The following is a 19,735-nucleotide window of genomic DNA, read 5'->3' as shown; positions in this document are numbered from 1 at the left end:
AAACACGGGGGGGGGGGGGGGGGGGGGGGGCGCCCACCCCCCCCCCCCCCCCCCCCCAACACCCCCCCCCCCCCCCCCCCGGGGGGGGGGGGGGGGCCAAAATCCCCGCCCGGCCCGCCCTTGGTGTTTCCGTCCCCCAGAAACGCGACTTTCCGTGCCCCAGAAACGCGACGTTCCGTCTCCCCGGAAACACGACGAACCCTCGACCAGAGGTCGAGGGTTCGCGGAACGTGCGGCCGGTAGGGCGGGCGGGACTCGAACCCGCGACCCAGGGATTATGAGTCCCCTGCTCTGACCAGCTGAGCTACCGCCCCTTGGGCGGGCCCGTGAATCGTTGTGACCAGGTGTGGGGCGCGCCGCGGGCCATGATAGCGGCGTGGTCTTTCCGGGGGCCACCGCGAAAACGGGCATCCGCCTCAGGGATGGCTGCGATGTCATACCTGACGGCGAGTGACGCGGACGTTGACCGGTCGGTAGGGTCCGCCTATGTCCAGTATCCCCGGCCGGATCGCCGCCCTGGTTATGGCCCTCTCCGCGCTGACGGCGGTCAGCGCGTGCTCGGGCGGAGACGACGAGCCGAGCAAGCCCGCCGCGAACCAGCCCGACGGGGCGCCCACGCTCAAGCAGGCGTCCACGGCGATGGCCGGCCTCTCCAGCGTGGCCTTCACCCTCGCCACCGAGGGCAAGCCCGCGATCATGGTCAAGAGCGGCGACCTCAAGCTGCTCAAGAGCGGTGACGCCGAGGGGACGCTGCAGATCACGCAGAGCGGCCAGGCGGTCGAGATGAAGATCGTCGCGGTCGGCGACAGCATCTACATCAAGGGCGTGACGGGCGGCTGGCGGAAGGTGCCCAAGATGATGGCGGCGACGCTGTACGACCCGTCGGCGGTGCTCGATCCGAACCGGGGCATCTCCAAGCTGCTCACGACCATGTCCAACCCCAAGGTCGAGGGCTCCGAGCGGGTGAACGGCAAGGACGCCGACCGGGTCCGGGCGACGCTGCCCAAGGACTCGGTCGGCGGCCTGATCCCCGGGATCGGCTCCGACATCGACGGCCAGGTGTGGATCACCAAGGCCGACCACCGGCTGGTGAAGGTCAAGGCGAACATCCCGCCGGCGGCGGGCGGCGGCGACAAGGGCTCGGTGATCATCAACTTCACCGAGTTCAACGCCCCGTACAAGTTCGCGGCGCCGAAGTAAGCCATGGCCGACCGCCGGATCGCCATCGGCGTGGGTGGCACGGTCGTGCTGCTGGCCGCGCTCGACGCGTACGTCATCACCACGATCCTCGTCACCGTCGTCCAGGACCTCGGGATCCCGATCAACCGCCTGGAGCGGATCACGCCCGTCCTGACCGGGTTCCTGCTGGGCTACGTCGCGGCGATGCCGCTGCTGGGTCAGCTGTCGGACCGGTTCGGGCGGCGCGCGGTGCTCCAGGCCTGCCTGGCGTTCTTCGCGCTGGGGTCGGCCGTCACGGCGTTCGCGGGCGGCGTGCCGCTGCTGACGACGGGACGGGTGATCCAGGGCATCGCGGGCGGCGCGCTGCTGCCCGTGACCATGGCGCTGGCCGGTGATCTCTGGGAGGAGCGGCAGCGCCCGGTGGTCCTGGGCACGGTGGGCGCCGCGCAGGAGCTCGGCAGCGTGCTCGGCCCGCTGTACGGGGTGGGCGTCGCGTCGGCGTTCGACGACTGGCGCTGGATCTTCTGGATCAACCTGCCGCTGACGGCGATCGCCATGATCGCCGTCCAGTTCTCGGTGCCGGGCGGGCGGTCGCGGGACGCCGAACGGGCCCGCGTGGACGTGGTCGGCGGGCTCCTGCTCGCCCTCGGCCTCGGCCTGCTGGTCGGGGGCCTCTACAACCCCGAGCCCGACGAGTCGGCGCTGCCGCCGTGGGGCCTGCCGGTGGTCGGCGCGGGCGTGGCGGTGCTCGTGGGCTTCGTGCTGTGGGAGGCGCGGGCACGGACCAGGCTGCTCGACCTGACCGGGGTACGCCGCGGGCCGCTGTTCGCCACGCTGGGCGTGAGCCTGCTGTCCGGCGCCGCGCTGATGGTCACGCTGGTCGACGTGGTGCTGGTCGCGCAGACCCTGCTGGAGAAGGACTCGGTCGACGGCGCGCTGATGCTGACCCGGTTCCTCGTGGCGCTGCCGGTCGCGGCGGTGGCGGGCGGTTTCGTGGCGCGGCGGATCGGCGACCGGTGGCCGATGGTGACCGGGATGGCGGTCGCGGCCCTCGGGTTCCTGCTGATCTCGGGCTGGCCCGCCGATCTGGAGAGCGCCTCGTACGGGCCGATCCCCCGGATGGACGCCGACCTGGTGGTGACGGGCCTGGGGCTCGGGCTCGTGATCGCGCCGGTGTCGTCGGCGGTCCTGCGGTTCGTTCCGGCGGCGCAGCACGGGGTCGCCTCGGCGGCCGTCGTGGTGGCGCGGATGATGGGCATGCTGCTGGGGATCTCGGCGCTGTCGGCGTGGGGGTTCTACCGCTTCCGCTCGCTGACGGCCGATCTCCAGATGCCGCTGCCCTTCGACGAGGGCTTCAAGCAGAAGCTGACCGCCTACCAGGCCGCGCTGAAGGAGGCGCTGCGCACCCAGTATCAGGAGATGTTCTGGGTGACCGCCGCGCTGTGCGTGCTCGGCGCCCTGCTGGCGCTCGCGGTGACCGTGCGGAACGAAGATCCCGAAAAGCCGGCCTCAGCCCGGGACGAACTCCTGACCCGCTGATCACGGAGGTGTCGCGGGCGCCGCGCCGGGACTCCGGCCGGGACTCCGGCCGGGCGTGTCCCGGATTCTGCCACCGATTGGCATAGTGTCCGATTGAGTCGACGATCGGTGGGAAGCCCCATACGATCCCCTTCTCGACGACGACGGGACGGTACTGCCATGGAGCGGCTGAGCGGCCTGGACGCTGGATTCTTCTTCGCCGAGTCGGAGAACACGCCCCTCCACATCGCGTCGGTCACGGTCTTCGAGGGGCCGGCCCCGACGTACGGGGAGGTGATCCGGGCGGTGCTCGCCAAGCTCCCGCAGGTGCCGCGCTATCGCCAGCGCGTCCGGACCGTGCCGCTGCACCTCGGCCGTCCGGTCTGGGTCGACGACCCGCACTTCAACATCCTCTACCACGTCCGCCACACCGCCGTCCCGGCGCCCGGCGAGCCCGAGCAGCTGCGCAACCTCGCCGGACGCGTGCTGTCGCAGCGCCTCGACACGGCCAAGCCGCTGTGGGAGATCTGGCTGGTCGAGGGCCTCTCGGAGGGGCGCTGGGCCCTCATCACCAAGGTCCACCACTGCGTGGTCGACGGGGTCGGCGGCGTCGACCTGATGACCACCCTCTTCGATCTCTCCCCCGACGCCGAGCGGCCGGAGGCGACCGAACTGCCCCCGCTGGAGCCACAGCCGTCCACGGCCGAGGTGCTCGCCGACACGGCGCGCACCGCCGTCGCCGAGCCGATGAAGCAGGTCGCCTCGATCCCGGGCGCGGCCAGGCGGCTGCTGAGCACGAGCACCCTGCGCAGCCTCGGCATCGACGCGCCGACCGCGATCGGCCGGCTCGCGCGCCCCACGACCGGCTCGCTCAACGGCCCGATCGGCCCGCACCGCCGCTGGATGTGGATCCACGCGGACCTCGACGAGATCCGCACGGTGCGCAAGACGTTCGGCGGCACCGTCAACGACGTGATCCTGACCGCCGTCACCGGCGGGTTCCGCGAGCTGCTGGCCGCGCGCGGCGAGCTCGAGGACGGCACGAGGGTGCGCACGCTCGTCCCGGTGTCGGTGCGCGCGCAGACCGAGCGCGGGGAGCTCGCCAACAAGGTCTCCGGGGTGCTGGTCAACCTGCCGGTGGGCGAGGAGGACCAGCGCCGCCGCCTGTTCAAGGTCCGCAGCCAGATGAACGACGTGAAGCGCACCCACCAGGCCGCGGGCGGCGAGGCGCTCGGCAGGCTCGCCGGGTTCGCGCCGACGCTGATGGCCCTGGGCTCGCGGTACGCGCTGAGCCACAGCCAGCCGCTCGTGCAAACCGTGGTGACGAACGTGCCAGGCCCGCCGTTCCCGCTGTACGTGCTGGGACGCAAGCTCGTCGGGCTCTACCCGTTCGTCCCGCTGGCGGCGGGGCTGCGGGTCGGCATCGCGATCTTCTCCTACGAGGGGCGGCTCTCGTTCGGGCTCACCGGCGACTTCGACGGCATGCCCGACCTGGAGGTGCTCGCGAACGGGATCCGCGCCTCGTTCGACGAACTCGTCAAGCAGGCCGCCGAGTCCTGACGGAACACCGGCCGCGCTCCGGCCGTTGTCCCCGTTGTCCGGCCGGACGCGCCGAACCCGTCATCCCCGAACCCGCACCGGGGCAGTTGTCCGCATGTGGCCACAGCGCGACGATCCCGCCATTACCAACGACCGCGTTCTTCACGTCCCTGACACATCTGACGGTTAGCGTGACGTGCCGACTTCGGGCCGGGAATCCCGGCCTTACCGGACAGCAGCCCTCAGCCCGATGACAAATGTCAGGTCGAGTCAGAGCATTTGTCAGAGATCGCGCCACGGTGTTCAGTTGGATCGCCGCCCCCGACCCCGTGCGAACCCCTTCCCCCGACCCGGCGGCAGAGAGACGGTGAGGCCGTGCATCGGATGAGCGGACTGGACGCCAGCTTCTACCTCCTGGAGGACGAGAACACCCCTCTGCACGTGGCATCGGTCATCGTCTTCGAGGGGCCCGTCCCCTCGTACGGCGACCTGATCCGGGCGATCGTCGCCAAGCTCCCCCTCGTACCGCGCTACCGCCAGCGCGTGCGCTCGGTGCCGTTGCACCTCGGCAGGCCCGTCTGGGCCGACGACCCGCATTTCCAGATCCTCTATCACGTCCGCCACACGGCCCTCCCCGCACCGGGCACCGACGAGCAGCTGCGCAACCTGGCCGGCCGCGTGCTCGCCCAGCGGCTCGACCCCGACAAGCCGCTCTGGGAGATCTGGCTGGTCGAGGGGCTCACCGGCGGCCGCTGGGCGATGATCGCCAAGGTCCACCACTGCATGGTCGACGGGGTCGCCGGCATGGACCTGGCGACCGTGCTGTTCGACCTCTCCCCCGACTACGAGCCGCCGGGCGAGCCCGCCGAGTGGATCCCCGACCCCGAGCCGTCCGCCCTGGACCTGCTGCGCGACTCCGCCCAGCGCGCCGTCACCCAGCCGCTCGGCGTCACCCGCGACGTAGCGCGCGGCCTCGGCCTGCCCGGCCCGCCCGGCCTCGACAGCGTGATCCGCGTGCTCGACGGCGGGCTCGGCCAGCTCGGCCCGCCCCGGCCGAGCGGACCGGGCCGCGAGCTGCGCGACTTCGCCCTCGGCCTCAGCCGGGCCACCGCGCGCTTCATCCACCCGTCCGCCGGCTCGCTCAACGGGCCGATCGGCCCGCACCGGCGCTGGTGCTGGCAGCGGATGCCGCTCGACGACGTCAAGCGAATCCGCAAGGCGCTCGGCGGCACGGTCAACGACATCGTGCTCGCGACCGTGACCGCCGGATACCGCGAGCTGCTGAACGCCAGGGGCGAGCTGACCTACGACACCTGCGTGCGGTCGGCGGTCCCGGTGTCGGTCCGCGCGAAGGACGAGCAGGGCGCGCTCGACAACCGGGTCGCCGCCGTGTTCGTCAACCTGCCGGTCGGCGTCGACGACCCGCTCGAACGCCTGCGCCGCGTCCGCGAGCAGACCGACGACGTCAAGGGCAGCAACCAGGCCGCCGGGACGAAGGCCCTGACCCGGCTGACCGACACGGCGGTCGCGCCGGCGCTGCTCTCGCTGGCCGCGCGCCTTCCGGTGCGGTTGCGCCAGGACCTGGTGCAGACGGTCACCACGAACGTGCCTGGCCCGAACTTCCCGCTGTACGTGATGGGCCGCAGGATGCTGGAGATGCATCCGTACGTGCCCCTGACGGGCGGCATCCGGGTGGCCACGGCGATCGTGTCGTACTGCGGGCAGCTCCACTTCGGCATCACCGGCGACTTCGACGCGATGCCCGATCTGGACGTCCTCTCCAAGGGCATGCTGGGCGGATTCGACGAACTGCTGGAAGAGGCCGCCAAACGCTGACGACGGCCGACAGAGGCCGTCAGGGCAAAAAGCACCGCCGGGTCTGTGCGGATCACGCGCCTCGGGAATATCCTGGGAAAAGATGGCTAAAGGCCTCTTACCGGGAGTCAACTCCCCGGGGAGGTGACGAGATGCGCAGGCCCGGCGCCCGTTACGGATGCTCGCCCATGCGGCGGCTCTGGCGACGCCTGGGGCTGGAACGCAACGAGCTGCGCAGGCGGATCGATCGCGTCCAGCGACTGGCGGCACTCGGCCTCCTCGCCCTCTTCCTGCTGGCCGCACCGCCCGTCGCGGCGTGGTGCGCGGACTGGTCGTACGACTCGGGCACGCGCGCGGAACGCGCCGAGCACACCGAACGCCGGCAGGTCGTCGCGACGGTCGTGTCCACCGGCGGCGTCGGCACCACGGGCGACCGCTACGTCCACGAGACCGTGCGGGCCGGCTGGACGGGCCCGGACGGCAAGGCGCACACCGGCTCGCTGCCGAGCTGGAAGGGCGCCAAGACCGGTGTGACGAAGCGGATCTGGGTCGACCGCAGGGGCGCCGTCGCGATCCGGCCGCGACCGCACAGCCGCACGGTCACCGACGCCGCCTACGCCGCGTTCGCCGCCGCCACCTCCGTCGGGCTCCCGATCCTGGCCGCGTACGGGCTGCTCCGGCGCCGCTTCGACCGCGTTCGCGACGTCCAGTGGGAAGCCGCCTGGGCCCGCATGGACACCGACGCCGGCCACAACCGCCCCTCCTGACACCGTGCCGCCCGGCACCCACGTCACCTGACGGCCACGCCGCCTGACACCCGCGCCACCTCACACGCACGCCACCTGACACTCCCGGGGCTCGGCACGTTCGAGGGGGCGGCCTTCCACTCCGCCCGCTGGGACCATGACGTCCCGATCGAGGGCCGCCAGGTCGCCGTGCTCGGCACCCGTCCGTAGTTGCGGCCAGGAGGGGTCAGGCCCTGATTCGGGTTTTGGGGGCCGCGGGGACCACCAGGGGGGTGCCGGTCTCCGGGCAGTCGATGACCCTGCATGGGAGACCGAAGACGTCTTCCACGAGGGCGGCCGTGACGATGTCGTTCGGGTCGCCCTCGGCGACGATCCCGCCGTCCCGCATCGCGATGAGGTGCGTGGCGTACCGGGCGGCGTGGTTGAGCTCGTGGAGCACGGCCACGACGGTGCGGCCCTCCTCGTGCAGCCGCGCGCACAGGTCGAGGATCTCGATCTGGTGGGCGATGTCGAGGTAGGTGGTGGGCTCGTCCAGGAGCAGCAGGGGCGTCTGCTGGGCGAGGGCCATCGCGATCCAGACGCGCTGCCGCTGGCCGCCGGACAGCTCGTCCACGTAACGGTCGGCGAGGTCGCCGACGCCGGTGGCGTCCATCGATTCAAGGACGACCCGCTCGTCCTCGCGCGACCACTGCCGCAGGAGACCTTGGTGCGGGTAACGGCCGCGGGCCACCAGGTCGGCGACGGTGATCCCCTCGGGCGCGATCGACGACTGCGGCAGCAGCCCGAGGGTGCGGGCCAGCTTCTTGGCGGGCCACGCCCCGATGCGTTCGCCGTCCAGGACGACCGATCCGGCGGACGGCTTGAGGATGCGGGCGAGGGCGCGCAGCAACGTCGACTTGCCGCACGCGTTCGGCCCGACGATCACCGTGAACGAGCCGTCCGGCACCGCGACGTCGAGGCCCTCGGCGATGACCCGCTTGTCGTAGGCCAGCGTGAGGCCCTCGCCGGCCAGCCGCGCGGTCGTCCTGTGCGTCATATCCGTCCCGTCTTGCGTTCGGTGGCCAGGAGCCACACCAGGTATCCGCCGCCGAGCAGGCCCGTCACCACGCCGACCGGCAGCTGGTGGCCGGGGAAGAGCCGCTGCCCGGCGAAGTCGGCGGCGACGAGCATCGCCGCGCCCAGGCACGCGGCGGGCAGCAGGTTGGGGCCGGGCGTGCGGGTGAGCCGCCGGGCCAGCTGCGGCGCGGTGAGGGCCACGAAGTTGACCGGCCCCGCCGCGGCCGCCGCGAACGCGGCGAGCAGGACCGCCGTCGCGAGCAGCACGAGCCGGACCCGTTCGATCCGGACGCCGAGCCCGTGCGCGGCGTCGTCGCCCATCTCCAGCATCCGCAGCTGGCGGCCGCAGCCGATCATGACCAGCGGTATCAGCACCGCGAGCGCGATCAGCACCGGCGTCGCGTCCGCCCAGTCGCGGCCGTCCAGGCTGCCGGTGAGCCAGAGCACCGCCCGCGCCGCCTCGGTGATCTCGGCCTTGGTGATGAGGTAGCCGTTCACGCCGGTCAGGATCGCGGCGACGCCGATGCCGACGAGGATCAGCCGCTGCCCGTGCGCGCCGTGCCGTCCGGCCAGCAGCAGGATCACGAGGCCGGTGACCACGCCGCCGGCGATGGCGCCGCCCGCGGCGAGGAGGCTGCCGGCGCCGAACAGCACGATCGCGGCGAGCACGCCGGTCGCCGCGCCTTGGGTGAAGCCGAGCAGATCCGGGCTGCCGAGCGGGTTGCGCGAGAGCGACTGGAAGATGGCTCCGGCCATGCCGAGCGCGGCGCCCACGGCGAGACCGGTGACGGCGCGGGGCAGCCTGACCTCGTTGACGATGAACGAGTCGGCCGGGTGCCCGTTCCCGAGAAGTGTCTGGATGACCTGACCCGGGCTCAGCTGGAAGTCGCCGCTGCCGATGACGAGCACGGCGACCCCGAACGCCACGAGCAGGCATGCGGCGGTGACGACGATGGCCCGCGGCTGGAAGCGCAGCGAAAGGCCGCCGGGAGTGCGGACGAGGCCGGACCGGAAGGTCTGCTTCACGATGACACCGTCCTGCGGCGGCGCACGAAGTAGAGGAAGAACGGGCCGCCGAGCACGACCGTGACGACGCCGACCTGCACTTCGGAGGGGCGCGCGATGACCCGGCCGATGACGTCCGCGCCGAGCATCAGCGCGGGTGACAGCAGCGCGCAATACGGGAGCATCCAGCGCAGGTCGGGCCCGGTCAGCGCGCGGACGAGATGCGGCACCATCAGCCCGACGAAGACGATCGGCCCGCACGCGGCGGTCGCGGCGCCGCACAGCAGCGTCACGGCGACGATCGCGGCGGCGCGGGTCCGGCCAGGGTGGGCACCGAGCGCGCGGGCGGAGTCGTCGCCCATCGCCACCGCGTTGAGCGGCCGCGCGATCACCAGCGCCAGGACGACCCCGATGACGACGAACGGCAGGACGCGTTCGACGGTGTCGGGGTGGGCGGTGGCCAGCGAGCCGACGGTCCAGAAGCGCATCCGGTCGAGGGCGGCGGTGTCGAGCAGCATCACCGCGTTCACGTAGGAGAAGAGCGCCGCGTTGAGGGCCGACCCCGCGAGGGCGAGCCGGGCCGGGGTGGCGGTGCGCCCGCCGCCGATCACGTAGACGGCGACCGAGACGGCCGCGGCGCCCGCGAACGCGAACCACACGTACCCGAGGAACGAGCTCAGCCCGAGGAACGAGATGGCCGAGACGACGGCCGCCGCCGCGCCCGCGTTGATGCCGAGCAGTCCCGGGTCGCCGAGGGGGTTGCGGGTGGCCGACTGCATCACGGCGCCGGACAGGCCGAGCGCGGCGCCGACCAGCAGCCCGAGCAGGGTGCGCGGCAGCCGCATCTCGTGCACGACCGTGTAGCCGGACGAGCCGCTGTCGGTGAGCCCCTGCCACACCTCGTCCAGCGAGAGCGGCTTGGCGCCGACGGCGAGGCTGAGCGCGAGGACGGCGAGGAGCGCGAGCGCCGCGCCGAGGAGTCCGGCGGTGCGCGCCGCGTAGCGGCTGCTCGTCCTTGGCGGCCGGTCGGCGGGCGCGCCCGGTGGCGGAGCGGCTTTCGTAAGGGTCACCTGCGGGGCTTTCGGGCAGGGCCGGGGCTTGGAACGGTCCCCCAGCCTCTGGACAATTGCTTAGGTTAGGTTAACCTAAGCCTCCGAATCGGGCCATCAGTAACCCCGCACGCACAGGAGCTCAAATCACCATGTCAGACAGCCGAGCCTCGCAGTTCTCCCGCCGCGGCTTCCTCGCCGCGGGCGGCGCCACCGCCCTTGGAGCGTTCCTGTCGGCCTGTGGCGGCGACGACGGCGGCTCCGGCTCGACCAAGGCGGGCGGCGGCGGTGACTGGACGTTCACCGACGACCGCAAGAAGCAGGTGTCCCTGCCCGCCAAGCCCACGCGCATCGTCGCCTACGTCGGCGCCGCGGCGATCCTCCAGGACTACGGGGTGGCCGACCGGGTCAAGGGCGTGTTCGGCCCGACCAAGCTCAAGGACGGCTCGCGCGACCCGCAGGCCGGCGAGCTGGACGTGAACAAGGTCACGATCATCGGCAACGCGTACGGCGAGTTCAACATCGAGAAGTACGCCTCGCTGCGGCCCGAGGTGCTCGTCGGCCACATGTTCGTCGAGAACGACATCTTCTACGTGCCGCCGGAGAGCAAGGACAAGATCCTCGCTCTCGCGCCGCAGGTCGCCATCTCCACCGGCGCCCTCCCGCTGCCCAAGCCCATCGAGCGCTACGCCGAGCTGGCCGCCTCGCTCGGCGCCGACCTCAACTCCGCACAGGTCACCGCCGCCAAGGCCCGGTTCGAGAAGGCCGCCGAGAGCGTCCGCGCCGCCGCCAAGGCCAACGGCGGCCTCAAGGTGCTGGCGTGCTCGGCCAGCCCGGACCTGTTCTACGCGTCCAACCCGGGCAAGAACAGCGACCTCATGTACTACAAGGAGCTCGGCGTCGACATCATCGTGCCGAACAAGCTCGACAAGGACGACTACTTCGAGGGCCTCAGCTGGGAGAACGCCGACAAGTACAAGGCCGACCTGCTGCTGGTCGACAGCCGCACGCAGGCCATCCAGCCCAAGGACCTCGGCTCCAAGCCCTCCTGGAAGGACCTCCCCGCGGTCAAGGCGAACCAGATCTTCCCCTGGCAGCCCGAGCCCCGGTTCTCGTACGCGGGCTGCGCGCCGATCCTCGAAGAGCTCGCCAAGACGCTGCAGACCGTCAAGAAGGTCTCCTGATGACGGCCCCGTTCCGGTTCTTCGACCTGAGCGTGGTGCGGGCCGAACGGCTCACCCCGAACATGGTGCGCGTGAGGCTGGGCGCCGACGACATCGACGGCTTCGTGTCGGGTGGACGTGACCAGCGCTTCAAGCTGTTCCTGCCGCATCCCAGGCAGGACGTGCCCGTGGTGCCCCGGAGCGAGGACTGGTTCGCCGAGTGGCGGACGCTCGACCCGGACGTGCGGGGCATCATGCGCACGTACACGGTGCGGAGCCGGCGGGACGGCGAGGTCGTCGTCGACTTCGCGCTGCACGGCGACGGCGACGGCCCGGCCGCGCGCTGGGCCGTCGGCGCGCGGCCGGGCGACCGGCTCGTCGTGCTCGGCCCGGCGGTGCCCGACAACGGCGGCGTGGAGTTCGAGCCGCCGGCCGGGACGGACTGGTTCCTGATCGCGGGCGATGCCACGGCGCTGCCCGCGATCGGCGGGATCCTCGACTGGCTGCCGGCGGACGCGCGCGCCAAGGCCTGGATCGAGGTGCTCCACCCCGACGACCGCCAGGACCTGCCCACGGCCGCCGACGCCGACATCACCTGGCTGCCGGCGGGCGGCCTGCTCGACGCGGTACGGGACGCCGAGCTCCCCGAGGACGGCGTCCCGTACGCGTGGATCGCGGGCGAGGCGGGCACGATCCGCGCCCTGCGCCGCCATCTGGTGAACGAGCGCGGCTACGGCCGCGAGCAGGTGGAGTTCATGGGCTACTGGCGCCGGGGCGCCGACGAGGAGCAACTCCTCGCCGAGGCCCTCACCGGCCAGGACCCCCACACCGCCGAAGACTGACCGCTACCGGTAGCGCGGACGCATCACCGGCACCGAGGCACTGACCACCGGTGGCGCGGACGGACCACCGGTGGCGCGGACGGACCACCGGTAGCGCGGCCGGGATCGCTGGTGGCGCGGCCGGGATCGCTGGTGGCGCGGCACGCATCACCGCTGGCGCGGCACGGACCACCAGTGGCGCGGACGGCTCGTTGGTAGCGCGGCACGGCATGGATCATTGGTAGCGCGGCGTGAACCAGCGGGCCTTGTAGAACTGCGCGCCGGTGAGCGTGCGGGTGGCGTTCCAGGACGTGCGGCCGAAGAGCTCCACGGTGTCGGTGCACCAGGTCGTCGCGCAGCCCACCTTGGGCCGGGTGAGCAGCACCTGCCTGGTGACCGGGTTGTCACCGACGGATTTGATGATGGGCAGGTTGACGCTCGGCGCGTAGCGGTAGTCGGTTTCGAACGTGCCACTGCGCTTGTGGAACTGGTAGACGCCGAAGTTGGTGGTGACCCAGAGCCGTCCGCGGTCGGCGTATACCGGGGCGAGGTCATGCCCGCCCTGCGTGGGCAGCGCCACCCGCCGCGCCTCCGTCAGCGTCGGCGCGCTCGCCGTGCCGCCGACCTTCAACTCCACGAGGTCGTCGTCACCGATCGCCCACAGCGACCTGCGCCGCGGGTCCCACAGCACACCGTGGCCGCCCTTCAGCTTGAACTCGGTGTACGCGGCGGCGGCCGGTCCCTGCGAGGCGGCGTAGACCCGCACCCACCCGCCGGTGCTGGCGGCCGCGGCGACGTTGCCGTCGGGCAGGAGCTCAGCGGCGTGCACGTTGCTCGGCCGACCGGCGTTGACCGCCCAGAGCCGCTTGCCGGAGGGGTACTCGACCGCGCCGACGTAGCCCCACGAATCTCCGGCGAGCACGTACGTCCTGCGTCCCGCCGTCCGGACCCGCACGTCGGAGACCGCGCCCCACCCCGCCAGCACGTCCCCGAACCCGGCCTCCTCGGTCGGCGCCCACGACCACCTCACCGCCCGCGGATCCGCGCCGGGCGTCCAGTCGCGGCGCCCGGCGTCCATGACCCAGATCCGGTGGGCGCCCTGGTCACCACCGATGACCAGGCCCCGGGCCCTGCCGGTGGCCGTGACGGGGGGCGCGGCCAGCTTCGACCGGAACCTGTCGGGCAGCGGGTCGGTCTGCGGCCCTGGCCCGGGGGGCGGCGTCGGCGCGGCGAGTGCGGGCGCCACCTGAACGGCGGTCGCGAGGACTCCCGCGCTTACGGCGAGGAAGGCTCTGCGCAGCATGGGACCTCCTGAGGGGAGCGAAGTGTGCGCGAGGAGCCTGCCTGGAACAAGAAGAGCCCAGGCGACCGCGAGGCGACCAGAAGATGATCACCCGTGGTCCGCCGGAACTCCAGGACGCGGCGAGCGCGGGCGGCGCGAACTCATGAACGGGTGAACGTCCATCGCGTGGCGCCGTGCGGCTCGGCCGTGGCTACCCCGAAGGCCACCTCGTACACGAAGCGGTACACGTGCCAGGGCGGCGGCCCGGCGCTCGGCGCGCTGAACGGGGCGGTGAGCCCCTCCCCGTCCGACTCCGCCGGCCAGCCTCCGGCCGCGTACCCTTCGGCCACGCGCGCCAGCAGGTCCGGGTCCTCGACCCGCTCGGCCGTCCCCTCGATCACCAGGTCGAGTCCCTCCAGCCGCATCGACGCGGTGCACGCCGGATTGGCCGCCAGATTGCGCGACTTCCGCGTACCGGGCCCGCTGGTGAAGTAGAGCTCGTCGTCGAGCCACAACATCCCGACGCCCGCCGAATGCGGCCGCCCGTCCGGCCGGACCGTCCCCAGGTAGATCGGCGTCTCCATCTTGGGCAGGCCCGCGACGACGCCGTCCCGCGCCCTGCTCCAGGGAAGCGGCGCCGCCCCGTAGATGTCCAGGTTCTTGGTCTCGATGTTCATGTCCACACCTTCCTCTCACTGCAAGAGACCGGGCCCCGCCGCGAAACTCATCGCCACTTGACAGGGCGGCACAGCCTCTCGACACTGGCTCAGTGGCTGATCCACTGATCCAGGAGGACTCCATGAGCAGAACCCAGGAATTCCGGCGCAACGGCCTCACCTTGACCAAGGCAGCCCGCCTCTTCCTGAGCTACCCCAACGCCAAGACTCTCCTACCGCTCACCGCCGCGACCATCGCGACCCGCCTGGCCCTGGGCAAATTCACCAAACGCGATGCGACCACCCTCGCCGTCACCTTGGCCATCGAGCCGTTCGTGGAATGGCTGATCCACGTGAACGTCCTGCATCTTGGGCCCCGCACGTTCCGGGGCAAGCCCTACGAGCTGCCCTCGTCCAAGAAGCACCGCCTCCACCACCGTGACCCCCGCAACCCCGACATCCTCTTCATCCCCGCACTGCCGCCAACGCTCTTCGCCCTAGTGACCGCCAACTGGGCCGTCCTTCGCAAACCCCGCCCCACCCTCACGGGCATAGCGACCTCGCTCACCCTCATGACGGCCTACGAGTGGACCCACTTCCTCATCCACTCCGCCTACACCCCGAAGTCGGCCCTCTACAAGAAACTCCGCCGCACCCACCAGCTCCATCACTTCCGCAACGAGAACTACTGGTACGGCATCATCACGCCTATCTCAGACAAGGTCCTCGGCACCTACCCCGCCAAGGAAGAGGTCCCGCCGTCCCCCACGGTGAAGACCCTGGGAATCTCCTGATCGGACGCCGTGGCCAGCCGGCCACGGCGCCCGTCAAGCCATGTCAGTCGAGAACGACCTTCTGCGTGAGCACCGGGGCGGCGGCCTTGGCACCGGGGTTGATGGCGTACTTGAAGGAGAAGCCCACCGTCGCCTTGCCAGGCCTGCCGGCGACCTCGACCTTGAAGGTGCACGTGCCAGAAAGGACGTAGACCTTCTTCTTCTTGTGCGGCATCTTGCTGTTGCCCACCGTGGAGTGCCAGGTGTAGCCGACCGGGATGGCGCGCTTCCCGGCGTGGCTGTCGTGGTACTTGCCGTTGAGGCCGGTGGCCTTGCAGTCCATCTTGCTGCGCGCGATGGCCTTGAGCTTCGTGTTGGTGATCTTGAACGACCACGGCATCGGGTAGTACTTGGGGTACTTGCCGGTCAGCTTGACCTGGGCGTGCAGGATCCCGGCCTTCTGCTTCGCCTTGGGCGTGCTGTACGACTGCTTCTTCGGGGTGAAGACGGTGGTCTCCTGCGCCATCGTCCCCGCCGTCGTCGCGTCCGCGACCCCGGTCGCGCCAAGGGCCACGGCCGCGGCGGTTCCAGACACGACGGCCAGGCGGCCGATCCTGTTCATGGGGGCATTCCTCTCGAACGGAAACAAGTGCCGTCCGCCTACTCGGGATCGAACTCGATGCGAACGTCCGACTCGAAGCCGTCGCCGGTGCCCTCATCCGGGCCGATCTCCGGATCACCGGGACGACGCACCCCCACCGCTCTGAAGGAATAGCCGTCCTGCTCGGACTCCTCCCAGGTGAAGATCACGGCCTCACCGGGTTCCAAAGACGCGAACCCTTCCATGTGAACGGCCGAGAAATGTGCCCAGACCTCGCCTGGCGCCTCTGGCGAAGTCAGCACACCCCAGCCGGACTCGTCGTCCCACGAGAGAACCGTGCCGTGCACCGGATGACTGCTCATCACTCCCCTTGCTGGCGAACCCTGGCGATCGTGGTGGATCCACCGTCCTCCCGCAACCACCGCCCCCAACCCACTCCCATACCCATTGACCTGCACCTACGGCCACCCGATGGCCCCAACGACCTACCGGAAATGGGTGCCACCGACCCACCCGCAATCCCAAAGAAGGCCCCCCAGCACCTGATCCAGAAAGACCCCCGACAGCACTCAGGCCCGCCACCGATATCGATGACGGGCCTGAGCATGAGTTTTGGGGCGCAGCCAGAGCTCCCGCGATTGGACTCGAACGGGCCGCACACGCATTCGAGTCAAGGCACTCGGCAACTCAACCGATGTCCGTCGGCCACATGCGTTCAGGTTCATCCACCTGCGTCCGCCACGGTTGTTACTCGGTTTGCTACTCACTGCCGCGTGGACAAGCTGGCAGATGGGCGGCGCTCACAACCTACTCCCGCGTACGCCGATCCCAGCTTGGTAAGCGCCTCCGTGCGCTGAAGCGCTACCGGGCCCCCGCACTCCACACGGCAGCTCTCTCGCCACCAGTCGCGTGCTCGCAGGCTCTCTGCCGGGAGCAGTTCGACAAGCTTGCGATCCGGCGGCTGGACTTGCTGGGATGCAGTCGAGCAACTGACCGAAGGCTCATTCGAGCACACCTCACGATGGCTAGGATCCGTCAGAAGCCGAGCAACCTTGGAGGACAGTTGGCCACTACAGGAATCGTCAACGCTGGCGCCGTCATCAACACCTCCCCGCGACCTCGCCTCCTCATCCGCGGATTCGAGGGTCAGGAACAACTGATTGAGCAATTTCAAGAATTGGCACCCACAACGCGGATATTCCGAAGGTTGCGAGAGGTGAGACAGAGTGAATGGGACGCCATAATTACAGACCAGCCACTCACCGAGCGAGGTGACCGATACCTCGGCCCGACCTATCTCGAACCGCACCTATTCGCTCTGTTTATCGCACCTGTGAACAACTTTGCAGGGACGATAGAGACTCAGCCGAACTGGATAGGAGACGTTGATTACAATGCTAGCTACATCTCCAATGAGATCATGAGAATAAAGGGCCTGCCGGAACGGATCGCACAACTTACCCATGAGGAGCTTGAACCGGTCCTCAAAGAACGGCAGAGTCATACCTATTTCTATGTGGACACCTCGATACGACAGGCTAAGAATGCGCCAGGCGACAAGGAGGAGATCGTCCCAACACTGACCCCATTCATAGCCACACCTACTGGCAGGGTTCTGGCTGGACGTTACAAACGAGGTGAAAAATCCGAAGCCTGGCTGATCCCCGACGATGCACCGAACATCCTACTGTGGGCTCGTGCCGCATTTGCTGAATGGCATCGCATTGCACCCGACCGCTTTCCCGGAATCCCAGACTGGTCCCGGGAAAGCCGTTGGATGACTCCTGAGGAGCAATCCATCCAGCAAGATCTGGACAGATTGACCAGAGAACGAGAAGTAGCGCTACTCAGGTTCGCCACGACGGAGGATAGGCTACGGCAGCAACTCCAGGAAAAGCGCGAGCAAGTTGACTCGTACGAAAGAGCATTGCTTACAACACAGTCCAACAATCTCGAAGAGGCGGTCGGAAAGGTTCTTCGCGAGCTAGGCTTTGATGTCGAGAATGCTGATGAATCTGCGTCCCCCGGCGACAACCTGGAAGACCTTCACATTCGCGATACAGATCACCCAGACTGGATTGCTATTGCAGAAGTAAAGGGCTACAGCAAGGGAGCAAAGACCGAAGCCATCACACAGTTTATTCGCTTTGGCATGCGCTATCAAGAGCGAACGAAGCGGACACCAAATGCATTCTGGTACATAGTAAACCAGTTCATGGCTCGCGACCCATCAACTCGCCCTCTAGCATTGAATGGCAAGGACGAGGATGTCGCAGCCTTCGCCTCTGCTGGCGGACTCGTAATCGATACAATTACACTCTTCGACTTGGTCATCAGAGTTCGCGAAGACCGAATCACCGCTGCTGGTGCCCGTGATCCACTACGAAACGCCACCGGCCGTTTCACCTTGAGCAACGAGGAGAATAGTGGACCTCAAGCAGTCAAGCCCGATGACGACTGAGGAGTAGAATAACGCCAAGGCTACGAGCGCCATGGCCGCACCCTAAGGCACCTCCGTTCTGTCAAGCCACATGTTCCGCGTTTGCGGAAGGGGTGCTCATTCCATGGCCTTACCATCACAGGGAAAGACCTGGAAATTCATTCACACAATGGGTAATTGGCCGTATATCAGCGACTATCGCCGTGACGTTGTCGGGGGCGTCGCAAGCAAGTGTTGCTTGGATCAGGCGTTCGACCGTCTCGTTGGGGTCGCTGATTGACGTCAGGGCCGAGTGGATGTCATGTAGGTCGACGAAGCTACTGAGGCCATCGGAGCAGAGCAGGAGGCGGTCGCCGGCCTTGAGTTCGCGAATGGTGAGATCGGGCGATCGGCCGTCTGCCCGTCCGTCGAGGAACCGGGCGAGCTTCGGCGCTAGGTCGACAATGGTCGCCGCGTCGGAGACCAGCCGCTCGTAGACGTGATCCTCACTGACCGCTGTGAGTTCGCCGTCGCGCAGCTGGTAGATGCGGGAGTCGCCGATGTTGCCGAATACGGCGTGGTCTCCGGACCACAGCACGGCTACCAGGGTTGTCCCCATGCCGGTCACGCTTGAATCGCCTGCAGCTCGGCTGCGCAGAGCGTCGCTGGCCTCGGAGATCGCTTTACCGAGCGTTTGGGCTAGGGACGTCGATCACTGTGCTGCTGGCGCTTGCGTGCGAGACCGACGTGGGTGTGCCGAGGGCGGCTTCGATGGCGAGACTCACGGTTGATCACTCGTTCGTTTCATCGTCGGGCCAAGGGGCCTGAGCGGGTTCATCACGGTGCAGGACATGCACGGTTTCGACGCGGTCGCTGGCCACGATGTACTCGGTCACCTCAATGGGCTTGCCGTCACCGCCAGACGTACCGACCCGCACGATCTCCAGCACCGGCAAGATCGACGGGATCTGCAGCAGTGCCGCCTCTTCTGCGGTGGGCATGCGAGCGCGGTGGATCTCCGTCCAGGAGATCGGCCAATGACCCGCCCGTTCCAGACGGTACAACCAGTCCCCCGGCGCCGGGGTCTGCGACGCCATCTCGGGGATGTCCTCGACTCCGCGGGGATGGATCCACGAGATGTTGATCTGGAACGGGGGCTCCGACACGGGCCCGGTGACACGGAACCGCCGCATCAACCTGCTGCCCACTGGGACACCCAGGAGGCCGGCTATCCGCGGGTCGTTCAGCGGCTCGAACGACGCTTGGGGCTTGATGTGGTGTTTCCACACCTCCTGGCCGGACGCGGGCGGGAAGGTGTAGCCGGGACTGCTGGTCGCGACGTTCCGCTTGACCAAGGTCCCCCGCGGCGTGCGCAACCGCATGGTCCCGTGGCGAACGATGATCCCGCGTTTCTTGACCACCTGGATCAGGCCGTCCGCTTCCAGCAGCGACAGCGCAGACCGCACCACGCCACGCCCGACACCGTACGCGCTGGTCAACTCGCCATAACCAGGCAAGTTGCCCCCGGGCGGATAGTGACCGCTCTCGATCTTCTCCCGAAGCTCAGCGGCGATTTCGCGGTATCTCGCAGTCATCGGACCTCCTCAGATTCGCCGCCTCCGCCGCGCCGCTGCTTCTGGAGGCACGAGCCGAGGGCACGGCAGTCAGGTCTTCCAGGACAACGATGGGTGAGGTTCCCTGGAGTGAAGCACCTCCGAGGGGAGGTCATGATGAGCGAGGAAGATTGTCGCACCTGCAACGGGCAAGGTGGATGGTGGGAGTTCGGCAATGGCCAGCCCGGCAAGTCCAAGCCCAAGCAGTGGATCAAGTGCCGTGACTGTGGCGGGAAGGGGAAGAAGTGACTGGCGACCCCTGGGAAGGCCCCGCCTGCACCGAGTGCAGAGGCGAAGGTGAGGTCGTTTTCACACGCGGGAACCACTGGATCAGCATCGAGTGCGCCCAGTGCCACGGCACCGGCCTGGCCGACGCGCCGCCCCCCGAACCCCGCTACCGAGCGGACGGCTACCGCGTACCCGAGGATGGCGAGGCATACGACCCCGAGCTGCACGGCCCCATGCCCCAATCAAAATGGGCACGTCCCGACTGACACTCC

At 69.2% G+C, this 19,735-nt stretch carries 18 protein-coding genes, 1 tRNA gene and 1 pseudogene; 10 read left to right on the top strand and 10 right to left on the bottom strand.

Going from position 1 to position 19,735, the window contains the following annotated elements; all coding sequences use genetic code 11:
- Positions 1-240 precede the first annotated feature (240 nt).
- Positions 241-314: transfer RNA gene (locus ACGFNU_RS11450), tRNA-Ile, on the bottom strand.
- Positions 315-486: 172 nt separating this feature from the next.
- Between ACGFNU_RS11450 and ACGFNU_RS11445 the strand changes: the two genes are divergently transcribed.
- The 5 genes from ACGFNU_RS11445 to ACGFNU_RS11425 all read left to right on the top strand — a co-directional run bounded on the left by ACGFNU_RS11445 (position 487) and on the right by ACGFNU_RS11425 (position 6,818).
- Positions 487-1,200, top strand: a complete 714-nt coding sequence (locus ACGFNU_RS11445; RefSeq protein WP_392592484.1) for an LppX_LprAFG lipoprotein — start codon at positions 487-489, stop codon at positions 1,198-1,200.
- A 3-nt stretch (positions 1,201-1,203) separates the two neighbouring features.
- Entirely contained in the window at positions 1,204-2,718 is a 1,515-nt protein-coding gene (locus ACGFNU_RS11440; RefSeq protein ID WP_392592482.1) for an MFS transporter, read from the top strand.
- A 159-nt stretch (positions 2,719-2,877) separates the two neighbouring features.
- Positions 2,878-4,257 (top strand): wax ester/triacylglycerol synthase family O-acyltransferase, encoded by a 1,380-nt coding sequence (locus ACGFNU_RS11435; protein WP_392592480.1) that lies wholly within the window; start codon positions 2,878-2,880, stop codon positions 4,255-4,257.
- 363 nt (positions 4,258-4,620) lie between these two features.
- Entirely contained in the window at positions 4,621-6,072 is a 1,452-nt protein-coding gene (locus ACGFNU_RS11430) for a wax ester/triacylglycerol synthase family O-acyltransferase (RefSeq protein ID WP_392592478.1), read from the top strand.
- A 131-nt stretch (positions 6,073-6,203) separates the two neighbouring features.
- Positions 6,204-6,818: a hypothetical protein gene (locus ACGFNU_RS11425; protein WP_392592476.1), complete on the top strand. Its 615-nt coding sequence runs from the start codon at positions 6,204-6,206 to the stop codon at positions 6,816-6,818.
- Positions 6,819-7,023: 205 nt separating this feature from the next.
- On the opposite strand, the gene ACGFNU_RS11420 is transcribed toward ACGFNU_RS11425, so the two are convergent.
- The 3 genes from ACGFNU_RS11420 to ACGFNU_RS11410 are packed head-to-tail and all read right to left on the bottom strand — an operon-like array spanning position 7,024 to position 9,928.
- On the bottom strand, positions 7,024-7,833 hold the full coding sequence (locus ACGFNU_RS11420; RefSeq protein WP_392592474.1) for an ABC transporter ATP-binding protein: 810 nt from the start codon (positions 7,831-7,833) through the stop codon (positions 7,024-7,026).
- Positions 7,830-8,879 (bottom strand): FecCD family ABC transporter permease, encoded by a 1,050-nt coding sequence (locus tag ACGFNU_RS11415; RefSeq protein ID WP_392592472.1) that lies wholly within the window; start codon positions 8,877-8,879, stop codon positions 7,830-7,832. Before ACGFNU_RS11415 ends, ACGFNU_RS11420 begins: the two co-directional genes overlap by 4 nt.
- On the bottom strand, positions 8,876-9,928 hold the full coding sequence (locus tag ACGFNU_RS11410) for a FecCD family ABC transporter permease (protein WP_392592470.1): 1,053 nt from the start codon (positions 9,926-9,928) through the stop codon (positions 8,876-8,878). The genes ACGFNU_RS11415 and ACGFNU_RS11410 overlap by 4 nt, the downstream gene beginning before the upstream one ends.
- A gap of 131 nt (positions 9,929-10,059) precedes the next feature.
- Between ACGFNU_RS11410 and ACGFNU_RS11405 the strand changes: the two genes are divergently transcribed.
- Positions 10,060-11,091, top strand: coding sequence for an ABC transporter substrate-binding protein (locus tag ACGFNU_RS11405; protein WP_392592468.1), 1,032 nt, complete (start codon positions 10,060-10,062; stop codon positions 11,089-11,091).
- The gene (locus ACGFNU_RS11400) at positions 11,091-11,912 is read left to right on the top strand and encodes a siderophore-interacting protein (protein ID WP_392592466.1); all 822 of its coding nucleotides are present in this window, start codon (positions 11,091-11,093) and stop codon (positions 11,910-11,912) included. The genes ACGFNU_RS11405 and ACGFNU_RS11400 overlap by 1 nt, the downstream gene beginning before the upstream one ends.
- A 214-nt stretch (positions 11,913-12,126) precedes the next feature.
- Here ACGFNU_RS11400 and ACGFNU_RS11395 read toward each other — a convergent pair whose 3' ends face one another.
- Together ACGFNU_RS11395 and ACGFNU_RS11390 are read right to left on the bottom strand one after the other, a co-directional pair.
- Positions 12,127-13,194 carry a DUF6528 family protein gene (locus tag ACGFNU_RS11395; protein WP_392592464.1) on the bottom strand — a complete coding sequence of 356 codons (1,068 nt, stop codon included), beginning with the start codon at positions 13,192-13,194 and terminating at the stop codon, positions 12,127-12,129.
- A gap of 140 nt (positions 13,195-13,334) precedes the next feature.
- The gene (locus ACGFNU_RS11390; protein WP_392592462.1) at positions 13,335-13,850 is read right to left on the bottom strand and encodes a pyridoxamine 5'-phosphate oxidase family protein; all 516 of its coding nucleotides are present in this window, start codon (positions 13,848-13,850) and stop codon (positions 13,335-13,337) included.
- Positions 13,851-13,972: 122 nt separating this feature from the next.
- Between ACGFNU_RS11390 and ACGFNU_RS11385 the strand changes: the two genes are divergently transcribed.
- On the top strand, positions 13,973-14,623 hold the full coding sequence (locus ACGFNU_RS11385; RefSeq protein WP_392592460.1) for a sterol desaturase family protein: 651 nt from the start codon (positions 13,973-13,975) through the stop codon (positions 14,621-14,623).
- Positions 14,624-14,666: 43 nt separating this feature from the next.
- Here the strand turns inward: ACGFNU_RS11385 and ACGFNU_RS11380 are convergent, their stop codons facing one another.
- Entirely contained in the window at positions 14,667-15,224 is a 558-nt protein-coding gene (locus ACGFNU_RS11380; RefSeq protein WP_392592458.1) for a hypothetical protein, read from the bottom strand.
- A gap of 38 nt (positions 15,225-15,262) precedes the next feature.
- Positions 15,263-15,565: a cold-shock protein gene (locus ACGFNU_RS11375; protein ID WP_392592456.1), complete on the bottom strand. Its 303-nt coding sequence runs from the start codon at positions 15,563-15,565 to the stop codon at positions 15,263-15,265.
- An 854-nt stretch (positions 15,566-16,419) separates the two neighbouring features.
- On the opposite strand from ACGFNU_RS11375, the gene ACGFNU_RS11370 reads away from it, so the two are divergent.
- The gene (locus tag ACGFNU_RS11370; protein ID WP_392592454.1) at positions 16,420-17,664 is read left to right on the top strand and encodes a hypothetical protein; all 1,245 of its coding nucleotides are present in this window, start codon (positions 16,420-16,422) and stop codon (positions 17,662-17,664) included.
- Between the two features lie 115 nt (positions 17,665-17,779).
- Here the strand turns inward: ACGFNU_RS11370 and ACGFNU_RS11365 are convergent.
- Positions 17,780-18,313: pseudogene (locus tag ACGFNU_RS11365) on the bottom strand (PP2C family protein-serine/threonine phosphatase); the annotation flags it as partial.
- A 100-nt stretch (positions 18,314-18,413) separates the two neighbouring features.
- Positions 18,414-19,217, bottom strand: a complete 804-nt coding sequence (locus ACGFNU_RS11360; RefSeq protein WP_392592452.1) for a GntR family transcriptional regulator — start codon at positions 19,215-19,217, stop codon at positions 18,414-18,416.
- A gap of 263 nt (positions 19,218-19,480) precedes the next feature.
- On the opposite strand from ACGFNU_RS11360, the gene ACGFNU_RS11355 reads away from it, so the two are divergent.
- Entirely contained in the window at positions 19,481-19,729 is a 249-nt protein-coding gene (locus tag ACGFNU_RS11355) for a hypothetical protein (RefSeq protein WP_392592450.1), read from the top strand.
- Positions 19,730-19,735 lie beyond the last annotated feature (6 nt).

This window comes from Spirillospora sp. NPDC048911 (assembly GCF_043198015.1).
In the GTDB taxonomy this organism is placed as follows: domain Bacteria; phylum Actinomycetota; class Actinomycetes; order Streptosporangiales; family Streptosporangiaceae; genus Spirillospora.
Note: the sequence above shows the minus strand (reverse complement) of the source record. Positions and strands in the feature narration are given on the sequence as shown.

Excerpts from the sequence above, each read along its gene's own strand:
- ACGFNU_RS11425 (WP_392592476.1), top strand. The coding sequence starts at position 6,204 with ATGCGCAGGCCCGGCGCCCGTTACGGATGCTCGCCCATGCGGCGGCTC.
- ACGFNU_RS11395 (WP_392592464.1), bottom strand. The coding sequence starts at position 13,194 with ATGCTGCGCAGAGCCTTCCTCGCCGTAAGCGCGGGAGTCCTCGCGACC.
- ACGFNU_RS11445 (WP_392592484.1), top strand. The coding sequence starts at position 487 with ATGTCCAGTATCCCCGGCCGGATCGCCGCCCTGGTTATGGCCCTCTCC.
- ACGFNU_RS11385 (WP_392592460.1), top strand. The coding sequence starts at position 13,973 with ATGAGCAGAACCCAGGAATTCCGGCGCAACGGCCTCACCTTGACCAAG.
- ACGFNU_RS11420 (WP_392592474.1), bottom strand. The coding sequence starts at position 7,833 with ATGACGCACAGGACGACCGCGCGGCTGGCCGGCGAGGGCCTCACGCTG.
- ACGFNU_RS11380 (WP_392592458.1), bottom strand. The coding sequence starts at position 15,224 with ATGAACAGGATCGGCCGCCTGGCCGTCGTGTCTGGAACCGCCGCGGCC.
- ACGFNU_RS11435 (WP_392592480.1), top strand. The coding sequence starts at position 2,878 with ATGGAGCGGCTGAGCGGCCTGGACGCTGGATTCTTCTTCGCCGAGTCG.
- ACGFNU_RS11400 (WP_392592466.1), top strand. The coding sequence starts at position 11,091 with ATGACGGCCCCGTTCCGGTTCTTCGACCTGAGCGTGGTGCGGGCCGAA.
- ACGFNU_RS11405 (WP_392592468.1), top strand. The coding sequence starts at position 10,060 with ATGTCAGACAGCCGAGCCTCGCAGTTCTCCCGCCGCGGCTTCCTCGCC.
- ACGFNU_RS11390 (WP_392592462.1), bottom strand. The coding sequence starts at position 13,850 with ATGAACATCGAGACCAAGAACCTGGACATCTACGGGGCGGCGCCGCTT.
- ACGFNU_RS11375 (WP_392592456.1), bottom strand. The coding sequence starts at position 15,565 with ATGAGCAGTCATCCGGTGCACGGCACGGTTCTCTCGTGGGACGACGAG.
- ACGFNU_RS11430 (WP_392592478.1), top strand. The coding sequence starts at position 4,621 with ATGAGCGGACTGGACGCCAGCTTCTACCTCCTGGAGGACGAGAACACC.
- ACGFNU_RS11440 (WP_392592482.1), top strand. The coding sequence starts at position 1,204 with ATGGCCGACCGCCGGATCGCCATCGGCGTGGGTGGCACGGTCGTGCTG.
- ACGFNU_RS11360 (WP_392592452.1), bottom strand. The coding sequence starts at position 19,217 with ATGACTGCGAGATACCGCGAAATCGCCGCTGAGCTTCGGGAGAAGATC.